A 22,899-nucleotide genomic window follows, 5' to 3' on the forward strand; every position below is an offset into this window, starting at 1 on the left:
GCTGCACTGAACACACGCCGAACGAAGCGAGGTATTCCACCGAACAAGAACGACAGAAGAGAGCGAGGGGCACCCGCTCGAAAAAGGGGTCGCTACTGGAAGCCGATGCGGCCGCCGGAACGGCGCTGCTGGGCGTTCTGACTGCCGCTCTTGAACTCCTCTTCCATCTGCTCGTAGTAGTCGCGGATGTCGTCGGTGATGGTCGGGCGGACGTTGTCCATCGCCTGTCGGAAGTGACTCATCTCGACGACGTCGGCGTCTTCGTCCTCGCGGAGCGCCTCGATGGCGGCCTCGCGGCCGATCGATTCCAGGTCCGAGCCGACGAACCCGTCGGTGACCTCGGCGAGCTCTCGCAGGCTCACGTCGGGACCGAGCGGCTGGTCTTCCGTGTGGATGCGGAGGATCTGCTCGCGGCCCTCCGTGTCGGGCTCGCCGATCATGACGAGCCTGTCGAAGCGGCCCGAGCGGATGAGCGCCGGATCGATCATGTCGGGGCGGTTGGTCGCGCCGATGACCATCACGTCTTCCATGTCCTCCAGCCCGTCGAGTTCGGTGAGGAGCTGGTTGACGACGCGTTCGGAGACGTTACTGCCGACGTCGCCGCCGCGGCCGGGCGCCAGCGAGTCCAGTTCGTCGAAGAAGATCACCGTCGGGGCGACCTGCTTCGCCTTCCTGAACGTCTGGCGGATGGCCTTCTCGCTCTCCCCCACCCACTTCGAGAGGAGTTGCGGGCCGCGCACGCTGATGAAGTTGGCGTCGGTCTCGTTGGCGACGGCCTTGGCCATCAGCGTCTTCCCGGTGCCCGGTGGGCCGTAGAGGAGGACGCCGCTCGGCGGGTCGATACCCATCCGGCGGAACTTCTCGGGCTTGTTCAGCGGCCACTCGACGGACTCCTGGACCTTGCCCTTGGCCGACTCGAGGCCGCCCACGTCGTCCCACGACACCTTCGGCAACTCGACGAGCACCTCGCGCATGGCGCTGGGACTCACCTCGTTGAGGGCGCCGCGGAAGTCCTCGCGCTTGATGATCATCCGGTCGATGAGGCTCGGCGGGATGTCCTCCTCGTCGAGGTCGATCTCCGGGAGGTATCGGCGGAGCGCCTTCATCGCGGCCTCCTTCGTGAGGCTCTCGATGTCGGCGCCGACGAAGCCGTGCGTCTCGTCGGCGAGCCGGCCGAGGGTCACGTCGTCCGAGAGCGGCATGCCGCGGGTGTGGATCTGGAGGATCTCCTCCCTGCCCACCTCGTCGGGGACGCCGATCTCGATCTCGCGGTCGAACCGGCCCGGCCGGCGGAGGGCTGGGTCGACGCTGTCGACGCGGTTGGTCGCGGCGATGACGATGACCTGGCCCCGGGATTCGAGGCCGTCCATCATCGTGAGCAGCTGTGCGACGACGCGGCGCTCGACTTCGCCGGTCACGTCCTCGCGCTTCGGTGCGATGGAGTCCAGTTCGTCGATGAAGATGATCGAGGGCGCCTCCTCGCTGGCGTCCTCGAAGATCTCTCTGAGTTGCTGTTCGGACTCACCGTAGTACTTCGAGATGATCTCCGGGCCGGCGATAGAGAAGAAACTGGCAGAGGTCTCGTTGGCGACCGCCTTCGCGAGCAGGGTCTTCCCCGTGCCGGGCGGGCCGTGGAGCAGGACCCCCTGTGGCGGCTCGATGCCGAGCTTCTTGAAGATCTGGGGGTGTTTCATCGGCAGTTCCACCATCTCGCGGACCCGCTGGATCTCGTTTTGCAGGCCGCCGATATCCTCGTAGGTGATGCCGCCGCCGGTCTTCTCGAAGCCGCTGATGGGCTCCTCGCGGAGTTCGACCTCGGTGTCCTCCGTGATGAGGCAGACGCCGTCGGGTTCCGTCTCGACGGCGATCAGCGGGATCGCCTGTCCGGGCGACCGCATGAACGGGTGGTTCGTCGAGGACATCACCGGGACGATGTCGCGCTCGACGACCGGCCGTTTGAGGATCTGTCGTTTCACCATACCTGCGGCGTCGGAACCGAACTGGACGCTGGCCTCCTCGGGCGGCGCGAGGACGAGCTTGTCCGCCTTCTCGGCCTCGGCCTTGCGGATCTCGACGCGCTCGCCGATGCCGACGTCGGCGTTCTGGCGCGTGAATCCGTCGATGCGGACCGTATCCGTGTTCCAGTCCTGTCGGTCCGCTCGCCACACTTTCGCCGCGGTCACTTCGCTGCCTTCGATCTCGATGATGTCGCCGGGTGAAAGCTTGAGGTGTAGGAGCGTGTCGGGGTCCAGCCGGGCGATGCCGCGACCCGAGTCGTTCGGGTACGCTTTCGCCACTTCTAGTTGCACTTCGTTCATAGTCGAGTGGGAGTGTGTCTCACTCGGGTACCCCCGCGGATATGCTTTTTGCCTCCGGCGGTCTCCTCGGTGAATCGACAGGCTATTTCCCCGTCACGTCTCCGAATTTCGCCGCCTCGCTTCGGGGCTCACAATGCGTCCGATCTCAGCACCCGATACAGGTCTCCTGCCGTCACGGCACTGCGTCTGCGGACCGCGAACTCGCCGGTGGGCCCGAGTATCGTGCTCGCCGGTGGGTCCGCGGGTCGGACTCGCCGGAGTCGATCCCCGGGTGCCCCCGTCGAGGATCGTGTCGATATCGATACCCTGTGCGGACACCACGCGGCAAAACAGCGCCAATGCGATCCCGACGAGCGGTTCATTAATCCCCGTCGCACACGAATCCGGCATATGAGGGAAGTTACCAAGGCCGCGATCGTCGGTGGGGGCGTCTTTCTCGCTGGCTGGGTCGGCTGGGGTCTGTACTCGAACCGCTCGGCCGAATCGGTTCCCTACGAGCGGCTCCGAACCTTCGACGGGGTCGAACTTCGAGCGTATCCGCAGACGGTTCTCGTCGAAACGACGGCACCGGACCAGATCACGGCGTTTCGACGGCTCTTCGGGTACATCTCCGGAGCCAACGGGGGCGACGAGTCGATCTCCATGACCACACCCGTCGAGACGCGGTCGGGAGCGTCGGTGGCGATGACGGCCCCCGTTCGGTCAGATTCGTCCGGGAGCGGGACTGACGAGGTGCGGATGTCGTTCTACCTGCCGTCGGAGTACAGCCCGGAGACCGTGCCGATACCGACGGAACCGACGGTCAGACTCGTCGTCGAGCCGCCGAAGCGAGTGGCCGCGAGGCGATTCTCCTGGTACGCCCCGGAGTGGCGCGTCGCGAGACAGGAGCGGAAACTCCGCTCGGCCCTCGAGCGCGAAGGGATCGATCCCCGGGACGACCCGTATCTCCTGCGTTACGACGACCCGTGGACACCGCCGTTCATGCGCCGGAACGAAGTGGCAGTCGAGGTCGCCACCGATAGCTGATTCCGTTCGAGTCGGTACAGCAGGGCAGCGCGCAGGCCCACCCTGCGGGGGAGAGGTAGCTTCGGTCCACAATTTCGTTCCACGAATTCGTTTCCGACGACTGCGAACACACCGGAGACCCGAACTCCGAACTCGAGGGTAGCTGGGACGCGACGGACACCCTGACCGTCCAGGTCCTCACCCGCCACCGGACCGTTTTTGCACTGCGCGCGCGGGAGTTATCGTATGCGAACGCTCGCCTTCGACGGTCGGCTGGGTGCAAGCGGCGATATGTTACTGGGTGCGCTCGTCGCGGCCGGGGCGGACCCGGACGTTCTGTCTCCCGTCGAGGACGCCCTCCCGGTCCGCTACGACGTGCGGTCGGTCACGAAAAACGGAATCTCCGCGACGGCCGTCGACGTGCGCCACGAGGACGCCGACGAGGAAGATCACGGTGAGCACCACCACGACGGCCACGCTCACGATCACGGCGACCACGATCACTCGGACGGCCACGCTCACGATCACGGCGACCACAGCCACGACCACGGTGATGACGACGGGCATGGACACGCACACGGTCACGCCGAGGGAGCGGGGCCGAACCGCACGTACGCCGAGGTCGTGGAACTGGTCGAGTCGCTGGGCCTGCCCGACGGCGTGGAGCGCGACGCGCTGGCGGTGTTCGAACTGCTCGGCGAGGCAGAGGCGAGCGTCCACGGGACGGCCATCGACGAGACGCACTTCCACGAGGTGGGTGCCGACGACGCCATCGCCGACGTGGTCGGGGTCTCGCTCCTGCTGGATGACCTCGGCGTCGAGCGAGTGGTGACGACACCGCTCGCGACCGGTGGCGGCGAGGTGGCGATGAGCCACGGCACCTATCCGGTGCCCGCGCCGGCGGTCGTCGAACTCGCCGAGCGCGCGGACTGGTCGCTGCGCGGCGGACCGGTCGAGCGGGAACTGCTGACGCCCACGGGCGCGGCACTGCTCGCGCACTTCGCCGAGGGGGTCGAGTCGCTCCCGAACCTCGAAGTGATCGCCTCCGGGTACGGCGCGGGGGGATACGACCTCGAACGGTACCCGAACGTCCTGCGGGCGATCGTCGGCGAGGGGAGCGGCGGACTCACGCGGGACGCCATCACCGTGCTGGAGACGAACCTCGACGACGCGACGCCGGAGGTGCTTGGGGGCCTCCAGGAGTCGCTCGCCGACGCCGGCGCGCGAGACGTGTCGATACTGCCGGCGACGATGAAGAAGTCGCGCCCGGGACACCTCGTGAAGGTCGTCGTCAAGCCCGAAGACGCCCAGCGAGTCGCGCGCAGACTCGCGGAGGAGACGGGGACGCTCGGCGTCCGCGAACACGGTGCCGGTCACCGCTGGATCGCCGAGCGCGACCTGCGGACCGTCCCCGTCGAGGTCGACGGCGAGTCCTACGACGTGGCGGTCAAGGTCGCGAGCGACGACGCCGGCGAGGTGTTCGACGTGAGCGCCGAGTACGACGACGCCGCAGCGGTCGCTCGTGAGACGGGCCTGCCGGTCAGGGAGGTCGTCCGGCGCGCCGAGACCGCGGCGAGAGAATGACCGAGACCGTCCTCGTCGTCGGCGCGAGCGGGTTCCTCGGACGCTCCGTCGTCGAGCGACTGCGAGCGGGCGACGGCCGCGACAGCGACGATGGCGGCGCGGACCGTCGCGTCCTCGGAACCTACTGTTCGACCCCGAGCCCCGCGGCGAGCGTCCAGTTCGACTTCTGGACCGACGACGTGGGCTCGCTCGTCGACGAGCACGAGGTCGATACGGTCGTCTTCACGGCCGCCGTCGAGTACGGCGGCGACGTGGACACCGGCGAATCGGACGTGGACGCCAGTTTCGAGCGCCGTGCCGAGCGGTTCGCAGCGAGGTGTGCGGACGTGCGCCTCGTCTATATGTCCAGCGCGGCGGTGTTCGACGGTCGTGACAGTCGGTACGCCGAGTCGGCTCCGCGGTCGCCCCGTGACGCCTACGGTCGACGACTGGTCGCCTTCGAGGACGCGGTCGACGAGCACTGCGAGGACGCCGCCGTCCTCCGCACGAGCTACCTCTTCGGCTTCTCCCGGGGCGAACTGGACCACAGGCTGGCGCGGACGCGAGCGCACCTCGACCGCGGCGAGTCGGTCGCGTACTTCACGGACATGTACAAGAGCCCGGTGCTCGTGACCGAGGCCGCCGAGAGCGTCGCGGCGCTCGCCCGCGGCGCCGCGACCGGCGTCGTCCACGTCCCCACGCCCCGAGTGAGCGTCTACGAGTTCCACTGCGAGGCGATGCGCGCCCTCGGGTACGACCCCGGCCCGATCGAACGGGACCGGATCCCGACGGACATGGACGTAGCGCCGGACACGTCGCTATCTTCCGATCGGTTTCGGGAGGTCGTCGGGTTCGAACCCGCCGCCGTCGCGCCCGCGCTCCGGTCGCAGGGGGACGGCACCGAGAGCGAGTGATCGCGGGCCGTCAGGCTTCGTCCGCCCCGTTCTCGCTCTCTCGGTCCGTCCCATTCTCGCTCGCCCAGTCCGCCCCGTCTTCGCCCTCGCTGTCCATCTCGTCGAGGTGCTCCCGGAACAGCTCCGTGAGTACACTCGACAGGCGCTCGGCGCCGATCTCGTCGATCGCCTCGGCGGCGCGCCGGGCCGCTTCGACGTCGTCGTCTCCGTCCGTCATACCAGCACCTACGGCACAGGTCGCCGAACCGGTTTCGCTCGCGCTCCCGCGGCAGTTGGGAAGTCAGTCCTCCCGATGCTCCGCGAGCGCTTCGTCCATGGACAACTCGCCCAGCGCGACGCGGCGGGCGAGGGTCTCGTCGATGGCGCGGTTCGTCTCGCTCGCCTCGCGCGAACGGTCCTTGATGCGCTGGAGTTCGCCGCTCGTCGGTTCGATGGTCCGGGACTCGACGCGCTCGCCCTCGAGTCGGGCGATGTTGACCGCGGCGAGCACGTCGCCCATCCCGCGTGCGCCGGTGCCCAGATACGGCGTCGTCCCGGTCTCGTCCACGAGTTCCACGGGGACGTCCTCGAGGTCGTCGATGATCTTCGCGCCCTGGAGGCGAGCGCCGTCGCCGATCCGGACCAGCGGATCGACGGCGTCTGCCACCTCGTCGCGGACGACCTCGGCGGCGTCGGTGAGGGGGACGTGGAACGTCGCGACCACCATGTCACCGGAGAGGACTGCGACGCCGGGGCGCTCGCCCGGGTCGACGCCGACGACGGTGCGGCCGCTCCCGCCCCGGAGGATGGCGACGACTTCGTCGACGGCGCGGCGCGCGTCGTCCGGGTCCGCGCGCACGACCGGAACGGCTTCGGGGTTGGGCGGCTCCTCGCCGGCGGCGCTGACGATGACGGTCGTCTCGTCCGGGAGGTCGTCGTCGAGTTCGACGGTCGTGAACGTCACGCCGCGGTCGCGCAACTCGTTGACGACGCCGTGGTAGACTTCGAAGTTCGCCGTCGCGACGACTATCACAGTGGCCCTAGACCAGCCTCCCACCTAAGTGTTCGACTGTCTCGGTCGGGCGTTCGTCGAGTGTGCGACCGTCCGTCTCCGGCGTCACGGACGGAACCCGTCGAGCGGTCCGGGCGCGTCGCCGTCACAGCTGAGCAGTTCGGTCCCGTTCGCGTTCTCGACCACCGGGGGACTCCCGTCTCCGACGAGTCGCGGCGGTCGATCCCAGCGCGGGTCGCCCTCGGCGGTCGCCGCGGTGGCGGCCGTGACGAGCCAGTGCGTGCCCGGTTCGTACTCGGCCTGGAGCGTCGGGACGACGGTCCGTGCGGCGACCACGTTCGTGTTCGGGTCCTGGCCGACGACGGCGCCCGAGCGGTCTCCGCGGAGGTCACGGACGCCGCTCGTTCCGGCGGGATACCGAACGACCGCGCTGGCGCCGTCGGTCACCTCGTCGACGGCCTCGGTGTCGTCCTCGCCGCTCCGGTCCATCGGGAATCCGCCTTCCGCGCTCTCGAGCGCGCGGTCCGTGTCGAGGCGGTGGACGCGGACGTGCCACGGCGACGCGGGCGCGAGCCAGGTGTCGACGGTGACGTCGTCCCACGGTTCCCAGCGGGCGTACAGCGTGTCGCCGTCGACCTCGGTCTCGGTGACGTCGATGCGGGTCCGGTAGTCGCGGCCGTCGTGAGTCAGTGCGAGCGCGCTGTCGAGGCCGGCGCCGCCGAGTCCCGGCGCGCGACTGCGGACGCCGAACCCGAACTCCGTGGAGTAGGCGAACTTCGTGTACTTCTCCAGGTAGTGGCTGTTCTGCCCGGCGGTCAGGGCGTAGTGGTGGTCCGCGTCGCGGTCGCGGCAGACGACCATCCCGGGCTCCCGCTGGACCGTCGTCGTCGGCGTCTCACCGAGCGGCCGCTCGTCGGCCCGCCAGAACGGATGGTCCGACGGGAGCGCGAGCGGCAGGAACGCTTTCGTCCCCCAGTACGGCGAGCACTGGGAGTTGTACGGTTCGCTGGTCTTGATCGTCGGGTAGCGATACCCGACCGAGAGCCGGCCGTCGCCGGTGAAGATGGGCTGGTCGGCCCACCAGCGGATGTTGCGCGCCCAGAGCCCCCTGATCTCGCCCCAGGGGAGCGCTTCGACGCCGGCGAACGCGAGGGCGCCCCAGAACGACGCCTGCGCGAAGCGATAGGTGAGGCTGCGACCGTACGGCAGGCCGGCGCCGTCGTCGGCGAACCAGTGTCTGAACTCCCGGGCGAACAGGCGCGCTCGCTCGCGGAGGCGCTCGGCGCGCTCGGGGTCCTCGTCGCCCGCGAGCTCCGCGTAGACGAGGCCGTACACCTGCATCGCCCACGCGACGTAGTAGTCGCGACAGCCGCCGGGACCGTCGGCGTACCAGCCGTCGTCGAGGGAGAACGACTCGAGTCGGTCCATCGTCTCCCGGGTCGCCGCCCAGTCGTGGTCGGCACCGACGGACCGCAGACCGAGCGTGACGAGCACCCGCCAGTACAGCCAGTTGCAGTCGTACAGGTCGGCGTCGACCACCTGGTTCAGATACCGCGTCACGTTCGCCCGCTCGCGCTCGTCGAGCGGGTCCCACAGTTCGTCGCTCGCGACCGCGAGGCCGAACCCGATCGCCGCGAGTTCGACGTGCTTCTGGGAGTAGTCTCCGGCGTTCCCCCAGTACTCCGGGTGGTCCGGGTCCGTCCCGTTGACCAGTCCCGTCCGATAGCGGTCCCAGTCGTCGAACTCGCCGTCGCCGGCGGCGAGCGGGACGAGTCCCCACAGCGGCCGGGAGAATCCTTCCATCCCCGTCGCGGCCTCCGAGTGGCTGGCGCCGCGCGGGTCGGGGTTCACCCGGGCCCGTCCCGGGCTGAAGTGGGGTTTTAGCGGCTCGTACAGAGAGACCACGGCGGACTGGAAGTCCGAGCGGGTCTCCAGCGGGTTGTCCGCGAGCGGATTCATGTCATCGGGTGGTCGCGGGACCCAGATAAAGCTCCCTTCAGAGTCCGTGAGGGAAACGGGCGAGCGACGGACCCGCGCCGCGCGTCCACGGCCTCACCTCTTTGCGATCGTTTTTGACTGGTGACGACGAACCGGAGGACGTGAGCGATCGTATTCCGACCGGCTGTGGGGCCATCGACGACCTGCTGGGCGGGGGGTTCGAGCGCGGTGCGGTCACGCAGGTGTACGGCCCGCCGGCCGCGGGCAAGACGAACGTCGTCCTCTCGGCCGCGGTCGAGCTGGCGGCGCGGGGCGACTCCGCGCTGCTGATCGACACCGAGGGGCTGTCGGTCGACCGCATGGAGCAACTCGCCGGCGGTCGGGACCGCGACGTGGACGACGTGGCTTCCAGACTCATCGTCACCGAGGCCCACACGTTCGAAGAGCAGGAGGAGGCCGTCCGCGACGCCGAGGAGTTCGTCGACATCGTCGACTTCATCGCCGTCGACAGCGCGACCGGGTTCTACCGCCTCCAGCGCACAGAACAGGAGGAGGGGGAGGCGCTGCGCGCGGTCGGGCGACAGCTCGCCCACCTCCTCTCGCTGGCCCGGAAACACGACATCGCCGTCGCGTTCACCAACCAGGTGTTCACCGACATCGACTCCGAACAGGCCCGCGGACTCGGCGGCCACACCCTCAACCACTGGTCGGCGACCATCCTCCGGGTCGACCGCTTCCGCGGCGGCAACCGCCGGGCGACCCTCGAGAAACACCGCGCGAAGGCCGTCGGCGAGAAAGCGCAGTTCAAGATCACCGACAACGGTCTGGAGAGCGGCGAACCGCGGTAATCGAGTGTTGTCGTCTCGTTTCGTGGCTTTCTCCGGCTATCCGATTGTCGGATGCTATATTCGGTATTCCAGTTTGGTTTCCTGAGACCGACCGACAATGCTCTCAGTACAGGTGCTTCTTGAGCAGTGATTTCGAATTTCAATTTCGTGAAGAGAAGCCGGCCTGAAAAGACCGCAAGAGACAGCAAGCGACGAAAGCCCTCGGCGCGCTCGCTAGGAGTTGCTTCGACTGCACTCGACAGCAGGCGATGAAAGCCCTCGGCGCGCTCGCGGTCGCTGAACGGCATATCCTCGCTCGGACAGCTGCACCGCGCCGCCCTCGCTCGGATAGGGGCCGTTCAGGCGACTCCGTTCGCTCCGCTCACCGAAAGACTCGTTCCACTCGTCTTTCGAGCCCTCACTCGCTTCGCTCGTGAGGACACCGCGAGCGCGCCTCGCCCTTTCAGTCCACCGGAAGACTCACTCCGCTCGTCTTCCGAGCCCTGACTCGCTCCGCTCGTCGGGACGCCAGGACCGCTCCCCCACACACAGCACCGCAAAACAGCCTCGTACCTCCCCAACCGATTGCGGTGCTCACTCCGTTGCGCTCCTCATCCCTCGCGCAGTTCCGTCGCGGCACGGAGGCCGCCAACGTCAGAGCACGCTCTGACGGCCCTCGGAATCGCGAGCGATTCCGAGACGACAGCGCGCGCCACCGCAATTTCACTCTGCGGGCTGTACTGAGCATCCGGCGCCGAAGGCGCCGGTTCACGCGGCCGAGCGAAGCGAGGCCGCGCCTTTTTCACCACCGGAAGACGATCCGCTCGCTTCGCTCGCGGCTGCGACTTCCGAGCCTCGTCTCGCCCCGCTCGACGAGACCATGTTTTTGCCGCGAGAGGTGCCCGCAGGGGGCGAGGTGCGACCGAAGGGAGCACCTCGATGCGAACGGGGAGCGGAGCGAGCCGTGAGCGAGCGAAGCGACCGAGGACACCCGAGCGGGAACAAGATGGCTGCTAGTAGATAAGATCGTCGTCGTTCTCGACCATGTAGAGGGTGCGGGCGGCGATGTTGACGGCGTGGTCGCCGACGCGTTCGAGGTCGCGGATCGTGAGGAGGAGGCGGGACACGTCGGCCATGAGCTGTTCGACCTCTTCCTCGCCGGTGTCGTCGTCGACCTCGCGTTCGATGAGGTCGCGGACGACGGCCTCGGAGGCGGCCTCACAGCGGGAGTCGATGTCGTCGTCCCGTTCGGAGATGGCGAAACAGGCGTCGGGGTCCTCGCGGTCGTAGGCGTCCATCGAGGCCTCGACCATCTCGACGACGAGCGTCCCGATCTCCTGGATGTCGACGTCGGGGTAGAGGTCGCGCTCGGCCTCGTGGGTGTAGTCGCCGAGGTTTGTGGCGAGGTCGGCGATGCGTTCGAGGTCGGTGATGATCTTGAACGAGGCGGCGATGAATCGGAGATCGGACGCGACGGGCTGCTGGAGGGCCAGCAGGTCGATACAGTCCTGTTCGAGTTCGAGGTACAGCTGGTTGACCTCGTCGTCGCCGTTGATGACCTCCCAGGCGAGGTCGTCGTCTTTCGTCTCGAGGGCGTCGAGGCCCATTCGGAGCCGTTCGAGGACGACTTCGCTCATGTAGAGGACGTCCTCCCGAAGAGTGTCTAGCTTCTCCTGATATCCTTCGCGTGGCATAGTTGTCCCGACTGGCGGCGAAGCAATGTACCTTATGCTCGTCGAACGTGTTGCCAGCCGGTGAGAGCGTCGGCGACGGGTCGGAGCCGCGTCGCAGAGTACGTCACCGGGACTTGCCGAGCGCGTCGGCGAGCGCGGTGAGCGTCTCGACCTCGAAGGTCGGCTCGCGGTCGAGGACCGTGTCGGCCCGGTGGTCGCGTCGGAGGAAGGCGCTGTCGACGCCGGCGCGGTGGGCGACCTCGACGTCTTTGGGACTGTCGCCGACGTAGAGGGCGTCACGGGTACCGAGTGCGTCGAGGGCCGCGTCGAGGTAGTGGGTCTCGGGCTTGCGGCGGCGTGCGCCCTCGACGGTGGGGTCGCGGCCGGCGACGTGCTCGAAGTGGTCGCCGAGGCCGAAGTGGTCGACGATGAACTCGACAGTCTCGTGCTGGTTGTTGCTGACGACGGCCTTGCGGTGGGGGAGGTCACCGAGCGCGGACACGTCGTCGTAGAGCGGTTTCTCGCCGGCGCGGATCGCCTCGCACTGGTGGCGGACGGCGTGGTCCTCGCGGCTGGCCCAGTAGTCGGCGAGCGCGATGTCGAACGAGTCCTCGATCGCGGCGAGGCCGTCGAGGTCGCCGCGGGCGGCGTGGTCGACGTGCGCCTCGGGCGGGTCGTCGACGCCGTGGGTCGCGAACGCCTCTCTGGCGACCCGGCGCAGCAGGTCCATCTCGGTGAGCTCGACGAGGACACCGTCGTTGTCGAAGACGACCGCTTCGTACGTCGTCACTGTGGGCGGGAGTCGGCGGCGGAGAATAGTATGCGTATCGGTGCGAAACGACGGAGAGGGGGAGGCGACTAGCCGAACTTCCCGGTGATGTAGTCCTCGACGCGCTGGCTCTCGGGGTTCTCGAAGATCTTGTCGGTGTCGTCGTACTCGACGAGTTCGCCGCCGGTGAGGAACACGGCCGTCTGGTCGGAGATGCGGGCGGCCTGTTGCATGCTGTGGGTGACGACGACGACGGTGTAGTCCTCCGCGAGGTCCTCGATGAGGTCCTCGATCTTCGAGGTGGCGACGGGGTCGAGCGCCGAGGCGGGTTCGTCCATGAGGATCACTTCGGGGCCGACGGCGAGACAGCGAGCGATACAGAGCCGCTGTTGCTGGCCGCCGGAGAGTCCGAGCGCGTTGTCGTCGAGTCGGTCTTTCACCTCGTCCCACAGGGCGGCCTGTCTGAGCGACTGTTCGACGAGTGCTTCCTCCTCGTCGCTGTCGTCGCGGCCGAGGAGGCGGGCGACGAGCCCGGTGTTCAACTCGCCGTGTTTGCGCGGGCCGTAGGCGATGTTGTCGCGGATGGACTTCGGGAAGGGGTTGGGCGCCTGGAACACCATGCCGACGCGCTTGCGGAGTTCGACGAGGTCGACGCCCTCCTGGTAGATCTCCTCGCCGTCGAGCTTCACGGAGCCGTCGATGCGCGCGGCGTTGATCCGGTCGTTCATGCGATTCAGACAGCGCAGGAACGTGGACTTGCCACAGCCAGACGGCCCGATGAGGGCGGTGACGCTCTCGCGGGGGATGTCCATGGAGACGCCATTCAGCGCGTGGTCGTCGCCGTAGTAGACGTCGAGGTCCTCGACGGCGAGTTTGGGCTCGCCGGGGAAGGTGAAGTTCGTCCACTCTTCCTGAGTCCGCTCGTCCGTCTCGCCAGCCGTGGTGTGGGTCTGGGTCTCAGACTGGGGGTCGTTCGCCGTGGTCGGTGCGTCCGTTCCGGTCTGTGTCACGTCTGTTTCGCTCATTGGTCGAGTTTCCTCCTGAAGTAGATCCGCGATGCGACGCCGACCGCGTAGAAGCTCATGACGACGAGCAAGAGGACGAGCGCCGTGCCCCACGCGAAGTCGAGGTTCTCCCCGAGCCCGGCGCCGATGACCGCGAACAGCTGGTAGGGGAGCGCGCTCGAGGACTGGACGAGGTTCACGTCCGGCACCGCCACGAAGGGGAACGCCGACGTGAACCGGAAGCCGCCCTGTATCACCCCGGCGACCTCCGCGGGGAAGGGGTCGCTCGTGGTGACGAGCAGGATGGGCGCCGTCTCACCGGCGATGCGGCCGATGCCGAGGATGATGCCGGTGATGACGCCCGGGAGGGACGCCGGGAGGACGACGCTCTTGATGGTCTCCCACTTCGAGACGCCCAGCGCCGCGCTGGCGTCCCGGTACTCGTCGGGGACGCTCTTGAGCGACTCGCGACTGGTGATGACGACCAGCGGCAGGAGCATGAACCCGAGGACGAGTTGCCCGGCGAGGAGGGAGTTCGTGTTGCCGAGTCGCGGGACGAAGAAGGCCAGTCCGAACAGGCCGTAGACGATGCTGGGCGTGCTCCAGAGGCCGTTGGTCGATATCTCGACGAGGGAGGTGAACCGCCCCTCGTCGGCGTACTCCGTGAGGAAGAGGGCGGCGCCGACGCCGAGCGGGACGGCGAGGGCCACTGCGCCGACGACGAGCCAGACGGTGCCGACGATGGCGGGGAGGATCCCGTCGATCCCCGAACCGACCGTGGTGTACCCCTCCATGACGAACGGCCAGTAGAACCAGACGATCGGTCCTTCGAGGATAACCCACGTGTCGACCAGCGGCGGATTGAACCACGTCCACGGGCCCCAGAAGAGGCCGTACTTGATGCCCTCGGTCATCGGGCCGAACCCGCGGACGGCGATGAACCCGACGACCGAGACCAGCAGCGCGAGCATGCCGGCCGCGTTCGTCCCGACGAGGACGTAGGCGCCGGTCTGTCGGCCCTGCGGTCCGAAGCCGCCGTAGACGCGGGCGGCCGTCCACGCGCCGACGAGGCCGGCGAACAGCGCGATCACCGGGACGCCGACCGCGCCGGTCAGGACGACCGAGAAGTTCTCGGGGCCCCACCGCCAGCCCGGTCCGACGAGTCCCGTGACGACGACGAGTCCGGAGAGGAGCACGAACAGGCCGGCCGAGAGAGTGACGCCGAGGTCCTCGCGTGCGACCAGCGCGACTGCCGCGCCGACGCCGCCCGTCAGCAGGGCGACGACAGGCCAGGCCGTCGAGAGGCCGAGCGTCTGCGCGCCGACGAGGCCGCCCACCGCGAACCAGAGCGCGCCGACGAAGACGGCGGAGGCGAGTCCGCCCGTGTGGCCGGGCTCGGTCTCGAAGAGCCCGCCGTAGGACGCGGCGCCGAGGACGACGACGCCCGTTCCGACGACGGTCAGGGCAGCTCCCAGCAGCGTCGAGACGGTCGTCCCGGCGACGGGCGTGTCGGCGGGCAGGTACTGGAAGAGAGCGAGCAGTCCGACCGTGAACGACGCGAACGACAGCGCGACCAATCCGCCGCTGACCAGTTCGCGCGTCGACGAGTCGCCAGAGACGAGCGTGTCGGTCGAACTCCGCTCCGTGTCGAAACTCATTGCTCACCACCCAGTCGCTGTCGCATCCGCCGTTCGATGAGCTGTGAGCCGATGCTGAAGCCCATGACCGTGACGAACAGGACGACGCCGGCGGCGAACAGCGCGGAGAACTGGAGGCCGCTCGCGGCCCCGTACTGGCTGGCGATGAGGCTCGTCAGGGTGATCGTGTTGCCGAACACGTCCATCAGCGGGTCGGGCAGGTTCGTGACGTTCCCGAGGATGACCGTCGCGGCCATGGTCTCGCCGACCGCGCGACCGACGCCGAGGAGGACGGCGGCCGAGATGCCCGAGAACGCGGCCGGGAGGGTGACGCTCGTGGTCGTCTGCCAGTCGGTGGCACCGAGGGCGCCCGCGCCGTTCTTCATCGCGTCGGGGACGCTCGCGATGGCGTCCTCGGCGACGGAGACGACCGTCGGGAGCGCCATGATGCCGATGACGAGGCCGGTCACGAAGAGGCTCCCGTAGTCGGGGAGGCTCAGTTCGCCCTGCATGAACGGGTTGATCAGGGTGTAGCCGATGAACCCGTAGACGATGGAAGGGATGCCCGCCAGCATCTCGACGGCGGGCTTCACTATCTCCCGGGCCCACCCGGGCGCGATCTCGCTGATGAAGACGGCGCCGGCGACGCCCAGCGGCGCCGCGACGAGCGCCGCGATGATGGTGGTCACGAACGTCCCCCACATCATCGGGACGAGCGAGTAGGTGTTCGCGCTGGTGTCCCAGAACGGGTCCGAGCCGACGAGCAGGTACAGCCCCATCTCTCGGACGACCGGGACGGCGTTGACGAGCAGGTAGACGGTGATGAACGCGAGGATGAGGACCGTCGAAGTGGTCGTCACGAAGAGGAGAAAGCGAGCCGTGTTCTCCTCGTCGACGACGTAGCTGCCGGCGACGAAGAGGGCGAACGCGACCGCGAGATAGCCAGTCAGGGCGGGGGCGACGAGAAAGGAGAGGATCGTCAGCGTCAGGAGGACGGTCCCGATGCCGCCGACGATGCGCGAGTTTCTGTCGAGGCCGCCGAGTCGCGTCGCCACGCTCATGCTTCGGGCTCCGGCAACTTGTCGAACTCCGCTTGCTGGCGCTCCGCGGTCAGCTTCGAGTACCCCTCGGGGACGACGAAGTTCTGCTGCCCGAAGTCGCTGAGGATCATCCGCAGGAAGGCGGCCTCCTTCTTCGAGGTGCCCTGCCAGGTGTAACAGTAGAGGTCACGTGCGAGGGGGTAGGAGGGGTCGGAGAGGTTCTCGCCCGGCGTGTAGGTCGTCCCGTCGAACTCGAGTTCGATGGCGGGCACCGAGTCGTCGACGAACGCCAGCGCCATGTACGCGATGGCGTTGTTGGAGTTCGAGACGGTCGTCTTGACCTGCTGGTTCTGTCCCTTCCGGGAGTCGACGCCGTCCATCGCGGCGTCGGCACCCCCGAGCATGTTGGACCGGAACGCGGTGTCGGTCCCGGACCCCTCCGCTCGACCGACGGCCTGGATCTCCTTCTCGGGGCCGTCGTAGCCGTCGATCTCCGACCACTGGGTAATGTCGCCGGTGTAGATGCCGCGGACCTGTTCGGCGGTGAGTTTCGTGACGCCCGCCTCGTAGATCTCCCTGCTGACGATGATAGGCTGTGCGTCGACGGCGACGACGTGCTCGGTGAACTTCGAGAGTTCCTCCTCCGAGGCGTCGGGAAACTCGGCCGCGGCCGACGCGCTCGCGTTCCCGATGTCGATCTGCTCGTCGCGGAGTTTCTCCAGTCCGGTCCCGGAGTGGCTGAGACCGACCCGCACTTCGAACGGCGGGTTGACGTCGCCGTCGGCCTCGAACCCGTACTTGCTGCCCCAGTAGTCGGCCAGTCGCATGTCCGTCTCGATGTCGTACTGGCCGGGGCCCCAGTACTCCCGGTCGGTCGGTTCGTAGTTCGAGGCCCAGTAGGAGGCCGCACCCTGGACGATCGGGAACAGCGTCGAGGACCCGCCCGCCTTGAGCAGATCCAGGTCCGAACCGCCGCCCCCGCCGTCCCCACCGCCGGCCTGACCCGGCGGTCTCGAACTCGTACTGATGCAACCACCCAGCGACGCGGCGACGCCCGTTGCGCCGACCAGCAGTTGTCGGCGGGTCACAGGTGTATCCCGCATTACCTCATGAGTGGCTCTAGATTAACTAAATACTCTACTATTATAGCTATATAGACGTACATACTCATGCGTACCGTGAATGCGCAGTGTCGTCGGGGAGTAGGGAGACCTTACGGGAGTCGCGCCGCGGATCTGCTCCGTTACCGCGTTCCTGAGGGGCCAGACGGGTCTCTGCCCGCCGGGAGATCGAGACGCCGACGATCCGTTCACGGATATCGCGGAATCTACCCGCGAAGTGACTGCTACCGGCCGGCCGTGAGTTCGGCCTGGGCGACCGAACCACCGGGCGATCCGACGACACTGACCGAATATATAGGCGTTAGTAGACGATCCGCGATCGTCGACCGGGGCGGAGAGACGGTCGCGGTCCCGTGTCCCTCGGCTCGATATATGTTGCAATATACCGGTACGTAGATGTAAATATATAGAAAGGGGTTGATTTATTGCTCAGTGCACGTGAACCCGAGACATGGAGACCAGAAAGGTCCAGGTCACGGGCGGATCGACGTACACGGTGTCTCTACCGAAGGACTGGGCGACGGAGAACGACGTGAGCGCGGGCAGCGTCGTCGAGTTCTACTCCGAGGAGGACGTCCTCCTGCTCTCGCCGAAGAGCGAGAACGAGCGCGAGGAGGGGTCGATCGACATCGACGGGCTGGAGGGGGAACAGCTCACGCGCGCGGTCATGACGATGTACGTCAGCGGCTTCGACGTCATCAACTTCGAGGCGTCACGGGTCACCGCCGGCCAGCGGCGCACCATCAGGAACGCGACGCAGGGGCTCGTCGGCCTCGAGGTCATCGAGGAGACCGGCGAGCGCGTCGTCCTCCAGGATCTGCTCGACTCCTCGGAGCTGTCGGTCCACAACGCGATCACGCGGATGCGACTGGTCTCGATGACGATGCTCTCCGACGCGGTGACGGCGCTCCTGGAGAACGACGACGAACTCGCTCACGACGTGATCGAGCGCGACGACGACGTCGACCGCCTGTGGTACATGGTCTCGCGAGTGTTCCGGACGGTCCTGCGCAACCCCGCGTCCGCGACGGAGATCGGGTTCCCGCGGGAGACCGTCTTCGACTACCAGTCGTCGGCCCGCCAGCTAGAGCGCATCGCCGACCACGCGACGAAGATCGCGACGATCGCCCTAGAGATCGGACCGGTCAACGAGTCCGTGGCCACGGCGCTGAGCGAGTTACAGGCCGCGGCGGTCACCGTCCCCGAGACAGCGATGGACGCCCTCCTCGAGGACGACCCCGAAGAGGCCGTCGAACTCGCGACAGAAGCGCGAGCGGACCTGCCCGCGATCGACGACCGCGCCCGAGACGTGGACGTCGTCATCAGGAACCTCGACGACCCGGAACTCGCCCAGTCGCTCGGTCTCGTCGTCGACTCCCTGTCCCGGACCGCCGACTACGGCGGCAACATCGCCGAGAGCGCCCTCCAGAAAGCCGCACCCAGTCCGTAACGTATCCACGAAGTGACCTGTCCCGACGTGCCGTCTCGTTCTCAGTGGAGTACTGATCGGCTCACTGTTCGACGGATTTGTACGAGAAGAAAGCGGGGGATGGACGCCCCGCCGTGAGGTGGCAGTTCTTCGGTGTGGTGTGCGAGACGCGTCGGGGTGCGGGTGCTCGGTGGTGTGTTCGATGGCGTGCCCCGGTGTGCTCGATGGCGTGCTCCGCCGAAGTGACCGTCGCACGCCATCCGCACCTCGCGACCGATGGACCAAAAACGTCGCTAAGAGCGATATAGCCCGCTACTGATCGCGGGGGAGCGCTATGTACCTCGGACGGGTTCACCGCGACGCGGAGACACTGCTGTCCGGGGCGGAGAACGGCGAGAAGTCGAGTACGACGTTACTCGACGAGGACGGCGTTGATCTGACCGTCCTGGCCGGGTCGGGAGGTGACGCGGGCGCGCCCCTCGCTCGTGGCGATGATGGCGCCTTTCGTGACGATGTTTCGGCGCACGTAGTTGGGGTTCGAGGCGTTCTCCTCGACGTCTTCGATCTCGGCGGTGACGACCTCGTCGCCGTCCGCGACGCTCGCGGTGTCGACGGTGACGGCGCGGACCTTCTCCGTGTTGCCGCGGGCGTCGATCGTCTTGAGTTTCGCGTCGCCGAGACGGGTCTCCGTCGGCTCGGCCCCGAGTTCGTGTCGCTTCTTCTTGCGGAAGTCCCGGCGTCGACCGCCGGTCCGCTTGCGCGGGGAGCGTCCCTGGAACTTCATACCTGACCACTGTCCCAGCGTGTACTTCAACCTCTCGACTCCCGGTCGTCGTCCGTCCGCCCCGCTCGAACCCGGCTTCGCCCGCTCGACCCGCGCTTCCCTCGACCCGACCGCTCGTCACCGACCGCTAGCCACCGACCGCTCGCCGCCGACCGCTAGCCACCGACCGCTCGTCGCCGACCGGCAACGTTACGTTCCGGGCCCCACCCATCGAGTCACGATGAGCCTTCGTCGCGCCGTCGCCGTCCCCTTCCGGTCGAAGGGCCGCGAGCGCCTCTCGCAGAGCGAATTCGTCGTCGCGCTCTCGCTCGACCGCGACTGGTTCTCCCCAGAGCAGGCCAAGCGGCTGGTCGACGTCGCCGTCACCGAGGGACTGCTCGAACGCGACGACGACGAGGTCGCGCCGACCTTCGAACACCGCGAGCTGTCGGTCCCGGACGGGTTCGTCCCGGACGACAACGTGTTGCGCCAGCGGTCGAACTTCGAGCGGGCGCTGGACGCTATCGTGGAGTCGGGCGTCGACAAACAGACCGCGGTCGCCGAGGTCAACCAGCTCCAGGCCCACCTCGGCGTCACCGTCGAGGCCGCGGCGGTCGTCTACGCCCGCCGCGAGGGCGTCGATATCGGTGACGTCGCCGACCGCGCGCGCGGCGAACTGGGTGAGAGCTGATGGTCGAAGACCGCGTCTCCGACGGCAAGCGCATCGCGCAACTCCTCTCCTCTGAGCTCTCCGGCCGCGACCGCGGCACGCTGGGTGACGTGACCGTCGTCGACGCCGACCCGGACGCCGAACCCTCGCCGGAAGGGACTGTCGCCTACGGCATCGCCTACCGAGACGAGCGCGTCGCGACGGTCCGGATCTACCCGGACGCGGCGACCATCTCCGTCGACCTCGCGGCCGAGACGGTCACGGCGGCCGTCCGCGGACCGGACCTGCGCGTCGTCGACGAGACGGACCTCCGGATCGAGTCGGGCGCGGCCGTCAAGCGGGCGGTCGACGCGCTGGTCGCCGGGCTCGCGGACTCCGAGTGAGTCGACCGGGGTTCGTCGACCGGTAGAGACCGGCACGCGCTTCGAATCGACCGCTTTTTGGCCGAGAGGGGGCTAGTATCCGGCAATGACGGGTTCCGTAGACACGGTCCTGTTCGATCTCGACGACACGCTCTGTACGTACGAGCGCACCGCAGACGACATCCTCGAGATCGCCTTCGACCGAGTCGGCGTCGACCCATTCTTCGACGGCGCCGAGTACATCGGCCGACTGGGGGAGTTCTCCGACGCCGGCGACGACATCCGGGACACCCGACGGGCGGCGTTCGGGACGTTCGCGGACGAGGCCGGCCACGGCGAGGCCGTCGGCGAGGAGATCGCCGACATCTACACCGACGAGCGCGACCAGACAAACGTCGCGTTCCGCGACGGCGCCGAGCGCGCGCTCGACGCCCTGGCTGAGGCCTACCGGATCGGCATGGTCACCAACGGCGACCCGTGGATGCAGTCCCAGAAGCTCGCCGGCCTCGGCATCGAGGACGAGTTCGAGGTGATCGTCCACGCCGGGCACGACGCGCCGTACAAGCCCGACCCCGAGCCGTTCCACGTCGCACTCGACGAACTCGGCGTCGAGGCCGACCGAGCGGTCCACGTCGGCAACTCGCTGGCTTCTGACGTGACCGGTGCGCACGCCGCCGGCGTCCGCTCGGTCTGGCTCGCCGACGGGGACGGAACCGACCCCAACCCCGAACCCCATCACGTCGTCGAGTCCCTCCACGACCTGGTCGAGGAACCGTGGGCGTAGGCGGTCTCGCGGCCGACCGGCACGCTTTTCTCCGACCCATGCGGCGCTCCCAGTGATGTCCTCGGCGGTCACGACGGTCCTCTTCGACCTCGACGAGACGCTCTGTGACTACGTCCGTTCCAGCGCCGAACTGCTCGACGCGGCGTTCGAGGCGGCGGGTGTCGACCCGCTCTTCGACGTCGCGAGGTATCACGAGATCGCGGAACGCTACAGGGACGACGCCGAGGCGAAGGCCGAGCGGCGGGCGCGGTGTTTCGCGGACCTGGCCGAACGGGCGGGGCGCGACCGTTCGATCGGACGGGACGTGGCGAGCGTCTACGCCGACCTTCGCGACCACGGGAACGTCTCGGCCTACGAGGGGGTCGGCGAGACGCTGACCGACCTCGGCGAGACGCACGCGCTCGGCGTCGTCACGAACGGCGAACCCGCGATGCAGGACCCGAAGCTCGACGCTATCGACATCCGCGAGCGCTTCGACACGGTCGTCTACGCCGGCATCGACACGCCGGCCAAGCCGGCGACGGCCCCGTTCGAGCGGGCGCTCGCGGACCTCGACGCGACGCCCGCGGAGGCCGTCTTCGTCGGTAACTCGATCGAGACGGATATCACGGGTGCGAACCGCGCGGGGCTGACGTCGGTGTGGATCCCGCTGGACCGGGACGCGGGCGCGAGTCCCGAAACCGACCGCGAGCGGCCGGATCACCGCGTCGACGACGTGACTGCGCTCCGTGAGCGACCCTGGGAGTGAGCCCAGAGCACCCAGCCTCCCGCCGCGACGAGGAGCGCGTCCCCGACGACGGAGAGTCCCGCCGTCCCGGCGAACAGCGCTCGGCCGCTCTCGACGCTCGCGACGTGGTCCGGGCTGTGAACGACGAAGTGCGCGAGGACTTCGAAGATCAGCCCGCCGACGCCACCGACGAAGACGAGCAGCGCGCCACGGCCGACGGCCCCGCGGACGGCGAGGCCGGCGCCGGCGACGGGGAGACCGAGCAACACGAGCAGCGCGTAGGCGATCTGCCAGTCGGGGTTCGGGACCGGGATCGAGACGTGTGCGACGGCGTGACTCCCCGTGAGAGCGAGGTGGGCACCGACAGCGCCCAGGACCGCGAGTCGCTGCCAGTCGCGTGCTTCGGACGCTCTCGGGTTCACGGTCACGACGGCGCTCCCGCGGGCGGTGCCGCCGTGGGTTCGGACTTGTCGCGGTACTCCGACGCCAGCCACTCCTCCCACGTCGTCGTCCCGACGGCGCGGTCCGGACAGGTCGCCCGCCCCTCGCGGAACGCGCTCGCGATCGAGCCCGGAACCGGGAGTCGGACGATCGGCCGTCGGAGGCCGCGCGCCTCGCGATACGCCGTCGCCAGTTCGCCGAGCGTCCGCACCTCCGGGCCGCCGACCGGCGGAACGCGCCCCCGTGGCTCCCCGGTAGCGCAGTCGACGAGCGCGTCGGCGACCTCGCGGTGGTCGACCGGCTGAACCCGGAACCGCGTCGGCAGCGGCCACACCGGCAGGCGCGAGACCGTCCCGAGGATCTCGTCGACGAACGCGTGGAACTGCGTGGCCCGCAGGATCGTCGCGGGCACGTCGCTCGATTCGACGGCTCGTTCCGCGGTCAGTTTGTGCTGGTAGTAGGCGTACGGGATCTCGTCGATGCCCACGATCGACACGTAGACGACGTGTTCGACGCCCACGGACGCCGCCACGTCGAGGAGGCGCTCCGTCCCGCGTACGTCGACGGCTTCGGTGTCGCCGGTCGGTGCGCTCGCCGCGTGGACGACGGTGTCCACGTCGGCGACCGCCGACTCGATCCCGGTCCCGTCGGCGAGGTCCAGTTCGACCCACTCCGCGCTACCCTCCGTACTCTCCGGCCACTCCTGGGCGTCGACCTCGACTTCCTCGTCCGGTGGCGACCGACTCGCGGCACGGACGGCCACCCCGGCGTCCACCAGTCTCGGGAGCAACGCTCTTCCGAGCGTACCGGACGCGCCGGTCACTAGCGTTTCGCTCATGTGCGTCGCTACGCGCCGAGATGTCGTGTCGTTGCTGCCGGATCAGTCCGGTAGGTTTTTCAACGAATCCGGGCGGACTGGCTCG

General features: G+C 68.2%; 22 protein-coding genes. 9 read left to right on the plus strand and 13 right to left on the minus strand.

Going from position 1 to position 22,899, the window contains the following annotated elements:
* Positions 1-92 precede the first annotated feature (92 nt).
* Complete coding sequence (locus tag D1409_RS01975; RefSeq protein ID WP_123533508.1) at positions 93-2,318, minus strand: CDC48 family AAA ATPase; 2,226 nt, start codon at positions 2,316-2,318, stop codon at positions 93-95.
* Between the two features lie 390 nt (positions 2,319-2,708).
* Here D1409_RS01975 and D1409_RS01980 point away from each other — a divergent pair, with 390 nt between their 5' ends.
* From D1409_RS01980 to D1409_RS01990, 3 genes are all read left to right on the plus strand, one after another.
* On the plus strand, positions 2,709-3,344 hold the full coding sequence (locus D1409_RS01980) for an SOUL family heme-binding protein (protein WP_123533510.1): 636 nt from the start codon (positions 2,709-2,711) through the stop codon (positions 3,342-3,344).
* 225 nt (positions 3,345-3,569) lie between these two features.
* On the plus strand, positions 3,570-4,907 hold the full coding sequence (gene larC / locus D1409_RS01985) for a nickel pincer cofactor biosynthesis protein LarC (RefSeq protein WP_123533512.1): 1,338 nt from the start codon (positions 3,570-3,572) through the stop codon (positions 4,905-4,907).
* Positions 4,904-5,800, plus strand: a complete 897-nt coding sequence (locus D1409_RS01990; RefSeq protein ID WP_123533514.1) for a sugar nucleotide-binding protein — start codon at positions 4,904-4,906, stop codon at positions 5,798-5,800. Before larC ends, D1409_RS01990 begins: the two co-directional genes overlap by 4 nt.
* Before the next feature lie 10 nt (positions 5,801-5,810).
* On the opposite strand, the gene D1409_RS01995 is transcribed toward D1409_RS01990, so the two are convergent.
* The 3 genes from D1409_RS01995 to D1409_RS02005 form a co-directional block, all read right to left on the minus strand.
* Positions 5,811-6,017, minus strand: coding sequence for a hypothetical protein (locus tag D1409_RS01995; RefSeq protein WP_123533516.1), 207 nt, complete (start codon positions 6,015-6,017; stop codon positions 5,811-5,813).
* Between the two features lie 63 nt (positions 6,018-6,080).
* Positions 6,081-6,812 carry a hypothetical protein gene (locus D1409_RS02000; protein WP_123533518.1) on the minus strand — a complete coding sequence of 244 codons (732 nt, stop codon included), beginning with the start codon at positions 6,810-6,812 and terminating at the stop codon, positions 6,081-6,083.
* An 84-nt stretch (positions 6,813-6,896) separates the two neighbouring features.
* Complete coding sequence (locus D1409_RS02005) at positions 6,897-8,750, minus strand: DUF2264 domain-containing protein (RefSeq protein WP_123533520.1); 1,854 nt, start codon at positions 8,748-8,750, stop codon at positions 6,897-6,899.
* A 113-nt stretch (positions 8,751-8,863) separates the two neighbouring features.
* On the opposite strand from D1409_RS02005, the gene radB reads away from it, so the two are divergent.
* Positions 8,864-9,577 carry a DNA repair and recombination protein RadB gene (gene radB / locus D1409_RS02010; RefSeq protein ID WP_123533522.1) on the plus strand — a complete coding sequence of 238 codons (714 nt, stop codon included), beginning with the start codon at positions 8,864-8,866 and terminating at the stop codon, positions 9,575-9,577.
* 992 nt (positions 9,578-10,569) lie between these two features.
* On the opposite strand, the gene phoU is transcribed toward radB, so the two are convergent.
* The 6 genes from phoU to D1409_RS02040 form a co-directional block, all read right to left on the minus strand.
* Positions 10,570-11,250 carry a phosphate signaling complex protein PhoU gene (gene phoU / locus D1409_RS02015; RefSeq protein ID WP_123533524.1) on the minus strand — a complete coding sequence of 227 codons (681 nt, stop codon included), beginning with the start codon at positions 11,248-11,250 and terminating at the stop codon, positions 10,570-10,572.
* Between the two features lie 103 nt (positions 11,251-11,353).
* Positions 11,354-12,019: an HAD family hydrolase gene (locus D1409_RS02020; RefSeq protein ID WP_123533526.1), complete on the minus strand. Its 666-nt coding sequence runs from the start codon at positions 12,017-12,019 to the stop codon at positions 11,354-11,356.
* Between the two features lie 68 nt (positions 12,020-12,087).
* Complete coding sequence (gene pstB / locus D1409_RS02025) at positions 12,088-13,023, minus strand: phosphate ABC transporter ATP-binding protein PstB (RefSeq protein WP_123533528.1); 936 nt, start codon at positions 13,021-13,023, stop codon at positions 12,088-12,090.
* Positions 13,020-14,660 carry a phosphate ABC transporter permease PstA gene (pstA, locus tag D1409_RS02030; protein ID WP_123533529.1) on the minus strand — a complete coding sequence of 547 codons (1,641 nt, stop codon included), beginning with the start codon at positions 14,658-14,660 and terminating at the stop codon, positions 13,020-13,022. Before pstA ends, pstB begins: the two co-directional genes overlap by 4 nt.
* A complete protein-coding gene (pstC, locus tag D1409_RS02035) occupies positions 14,657-15,700 on the minus strand; it encodes a phosphate ABC transporter permease subunit PstC (protein ID WP_123533531.1) in 1,044 nt (347 codons plus the stop codon). Before pstC ends, pstA begins: the two co-directional genes overlap by 4 nt.
* A complete protein-coding gene (locus tag D1409_RS02040) occupies positions 15,697-16,782 on the minus strand; it encodes a PstS family phosphate ABC transporter substrate-binding protein (RefSeq protein WP_123533533.1) in 1,086 nt (361 codons plus the stop codon). The genes pstC and D1409_RS02040 overlap by 4 nt, the downstream gene beginning before the upstream one ends.
* A 469-nt stretch (positions 16,783-17,251) precedes the next feature.
* Here D1409_RS02040 and D1409_RS02045 point away from each other — a divergent pair, with 469 nt between their 5' ends.
* Positions 17,252-18,250: a phosphate uptake regulator PhoU gene (locus tag D1409_RS02045; protein ID WP_123533535.1), complete on the plus strand. Its 999-nt coding sequence runs from the start codon at positions 17,252-17,254 to the stop codon at positions 18,248-18,250.
* A 391-nt stretch (positions 18,251-18,641) separates the two neighbouring features.
* On the opposite strand, the gene D1409_RS02050 is transcribed toward D1409_RS02045, so the two are convergent.
* On the minus strand, positions 18,642-19,013 hold the full coding sequence (locus D1409_RS02050) for a 30S ribosomal protein S8e (protein WP_123533537.1): 372 nt from the start codon (positions 19,011-19,013) through the stop codon (positions 18,642-18,644).
* 220 nt (positions 19,014-19,233) lie between these two features.
* On the opposite strand from D1409_RS02050, the gene D1409_RS02055 reads away from it, so the two are divergent.
* From D1409_RS02055 to D1409_RS02070, 4 genes are all read left to right on the plus strand, one after another.
* Positions 19,234-19,683: a DUF2240 family protein gene (locus D1409_RS02055; protein WP_123533539.1), complete on the plus strand. Its 450-nt coding sequence runs from the start codon at positions 19,234-19,236 to the stop codon at positions 19,681-19,683.
* A complete protein-coding gene (locus D1409_RS02060; RefSeq protein WP_123533541.1) occupies positions 19,683-20,045 on the plus strand; it encodes a hypothetical protein in 363 nt (120 codons plus the stop codon). Before D1409_RS02055 ends, D1409_RS02060 begins: the two co-directional genes overlap by 1 nt.
* An 85-nt stretch (positions 20,046-20,130) precedes the next feature.
* Positions 20,131-20,808, plus strand: coding sequence for an HAD family hydrolase (locus tag D1409_RS02065; RefSeq protein WP_123533543.1), 678 nt, complete (start codon positions 20,131-20,133; stop codon positions 20,806-20,808).
* A 55-nt stretch (positions 20,809-20,863) separates the two neighbouring features.
* Positions 20,864-21,556 (plus strand): HAD family hydrolase, encoded by a 693-nt coding sequence (locus D1409_RS02070; RefSeq protein ID WP_123533545.1) that lies wholly within the window; start codon positions 20,864-20,866, stop codon positions 21,554-21,556.
* On the opposite strand, the gene D1409_RS02075 is transcribed toward D1409_RS02070, so the two are convergent.
* Both D1409_RS02075 and D1409_RS02080 read right to left on the minus strand, forming a co-directional pair.
* Positions 21,508-21,963: a hypothetical protein gene (locus D1409_RS02075; RefSeq protein ID WP_123533547.1), complete on the minus strand. Its 456-nt coding sequence runs from the start codon at positions 21,961-21,963 to the stop codon at positions 21,508-21,510. The genes D1409_RS02070 and D1409_RS02075 overlap by 49 nt on opposite strands.
* Positions 21,960-22,814: an SDR family oxidoreductase gene (locus D1409_RS02080; protein ID WP_123533549.1), complete on the minus strand. Its 855-nt coding sequence runs from the start codon at positions 22,812-22,814 to the stop codon at positions 21,960-21,962. The genes D1409_RS02075 and D1409_RS02080 overlap by 4 nt, the downstream gene beginning before the upstream one ends.
* Between the last annotated feature and the right edge of the window lie 85 nt (positions 22,815-22,899).

The organism is Halosimplex salinum (assembly GCF_003730195.1).
GTDB classification, from domain to species: domain Archaea; phylum Halobacteriota; class Halobacteria; order Halobacteriales; family Haloarculaceae; genus Halosimplex; species Halosimplex salinum.

Bases quoted from the DNA above. Each gene is read 5' to 3' on its own strand.
- D1409_RS01975 (WP_123533508.1), bottom strand. From the start codon at position 2,318: ATGAACGAAGTGCAACTAGAAGTGGCGAAAGCGTACCCGAACGACTCG.
- D1409_RS01980 (WP_123533510.1), top strand. From the start codon at position 2,709: ATGAGGGAAGTTACCAAGGCCGCGATCGTCGGTGGGGGCGTCTTTCTC.
- larC (WP_123533512.1), top strand. From the start codon at position 3,570: ATGCGAACGCTCGCCTTCGACGGTCGGCTGGGTGCAAGCGGCGATATG.
- D1409_RS01990 (WP_123533514.1), top strand. From the start codon at position 4,904: ATGACCGAGACCGTCCTCGTCGTCGGCGCGAGCGGGTTCCTCGGACGC.
- D1409_RS01995 (WP_123533516.1), bottom strand. From the start codon at position 6,017: ATGACGGACGGAGACGACGACGTCGAAGCGGCCCGGCGCGCCGCCGAG.
- D1409_RS02005 (WP_123533520.1), bottom strand. From the start codon at position 8,750: ATGAATCCGCTCGCGGACAACCCGCTGGAGACCCGCTCGGACTTCCAG.
- phoU (WP_123533524.1), bottom strand. From the start codon at position 11,250: ATGCCACGCGAAGGATATCAGGAGAAGCTAGACACTCTTCGGGAGGAC.
- pstB (WP_123533528.1), bottom strand. From the start codon at position 13,023: ATGAGCGAAACAGACGTGACACAGACCGGAACGGACGCACCGACCACG.
- pstA (WP_123533529.1), bottom strand. From the start codon at position 14,660: ATGAGTTTCGACACGGAGCGGAGTTCGACCGACACGCTCGTCTCTGGC.
- pstC (WP_123533531.1), bottom strand. From the start codon at position 15,700: ATGAGCGTGGCGACGCGACTCGGCGGCCTCGACAGAAACTCGCGCATC.
- D1409_RS02040 (WP_123533533.1), bottom strand. From the start codon at position 16,782: ATGCGGGATACACCTGTGACCCGCCGACAACTGCTGGTCGGCGCAACG.
- D1409_RS02045 (WP_123533535.1), top strand. From the start codon at position 17,252: ATGGAGACCAGAAAGGTCCAGGTCACGGGCGGATCGACGTACACGGTG.
- D1409_RS02050 (WP_123533537.1), bottom strand. From the start codon at position 19,013: ATGAAGTTCCAGGGACGCTCCCCGCGCAAGCGGACCGGCGGTCGACGC.
- D1409_RS02055 (WP_123533539.1), top strand. From the start codon at position 19,234: ATGAGCCTTCGTCGCGCCGTCGCCGTCCCCTTCCGGTCGAAGGGCCGC.
- D1409_RS02060 (WP_123533541.1), top strand. From the start codon at position 19,683: ATGGTCGAAGACCGCGTCTCCGACGGCAAGCGCATCGCGCAACTCCTC.
- D1409_RS02065 (WP_123533543.1), top strand. From the start codon at position 20,131: ATGACGGGTTCCGTAGACACGGTCCTGTTCGATCTCGACGACACGCTC.
- D1409_RS02070 (WP_123533545.1), top strand. From the start codon at position 20,864: ATGTCCTCGGCGGTCACGACGGTCCTCTTCGACCTCGACGAGACGCTC.
- D1409_RS02080 (WP_123533549.1), bottom strand. From the start codon at position 22,814: ATGAGCGAAACGCTAGTGACCGGCGCGTCCGGTACGCTCGGAAGAGCG.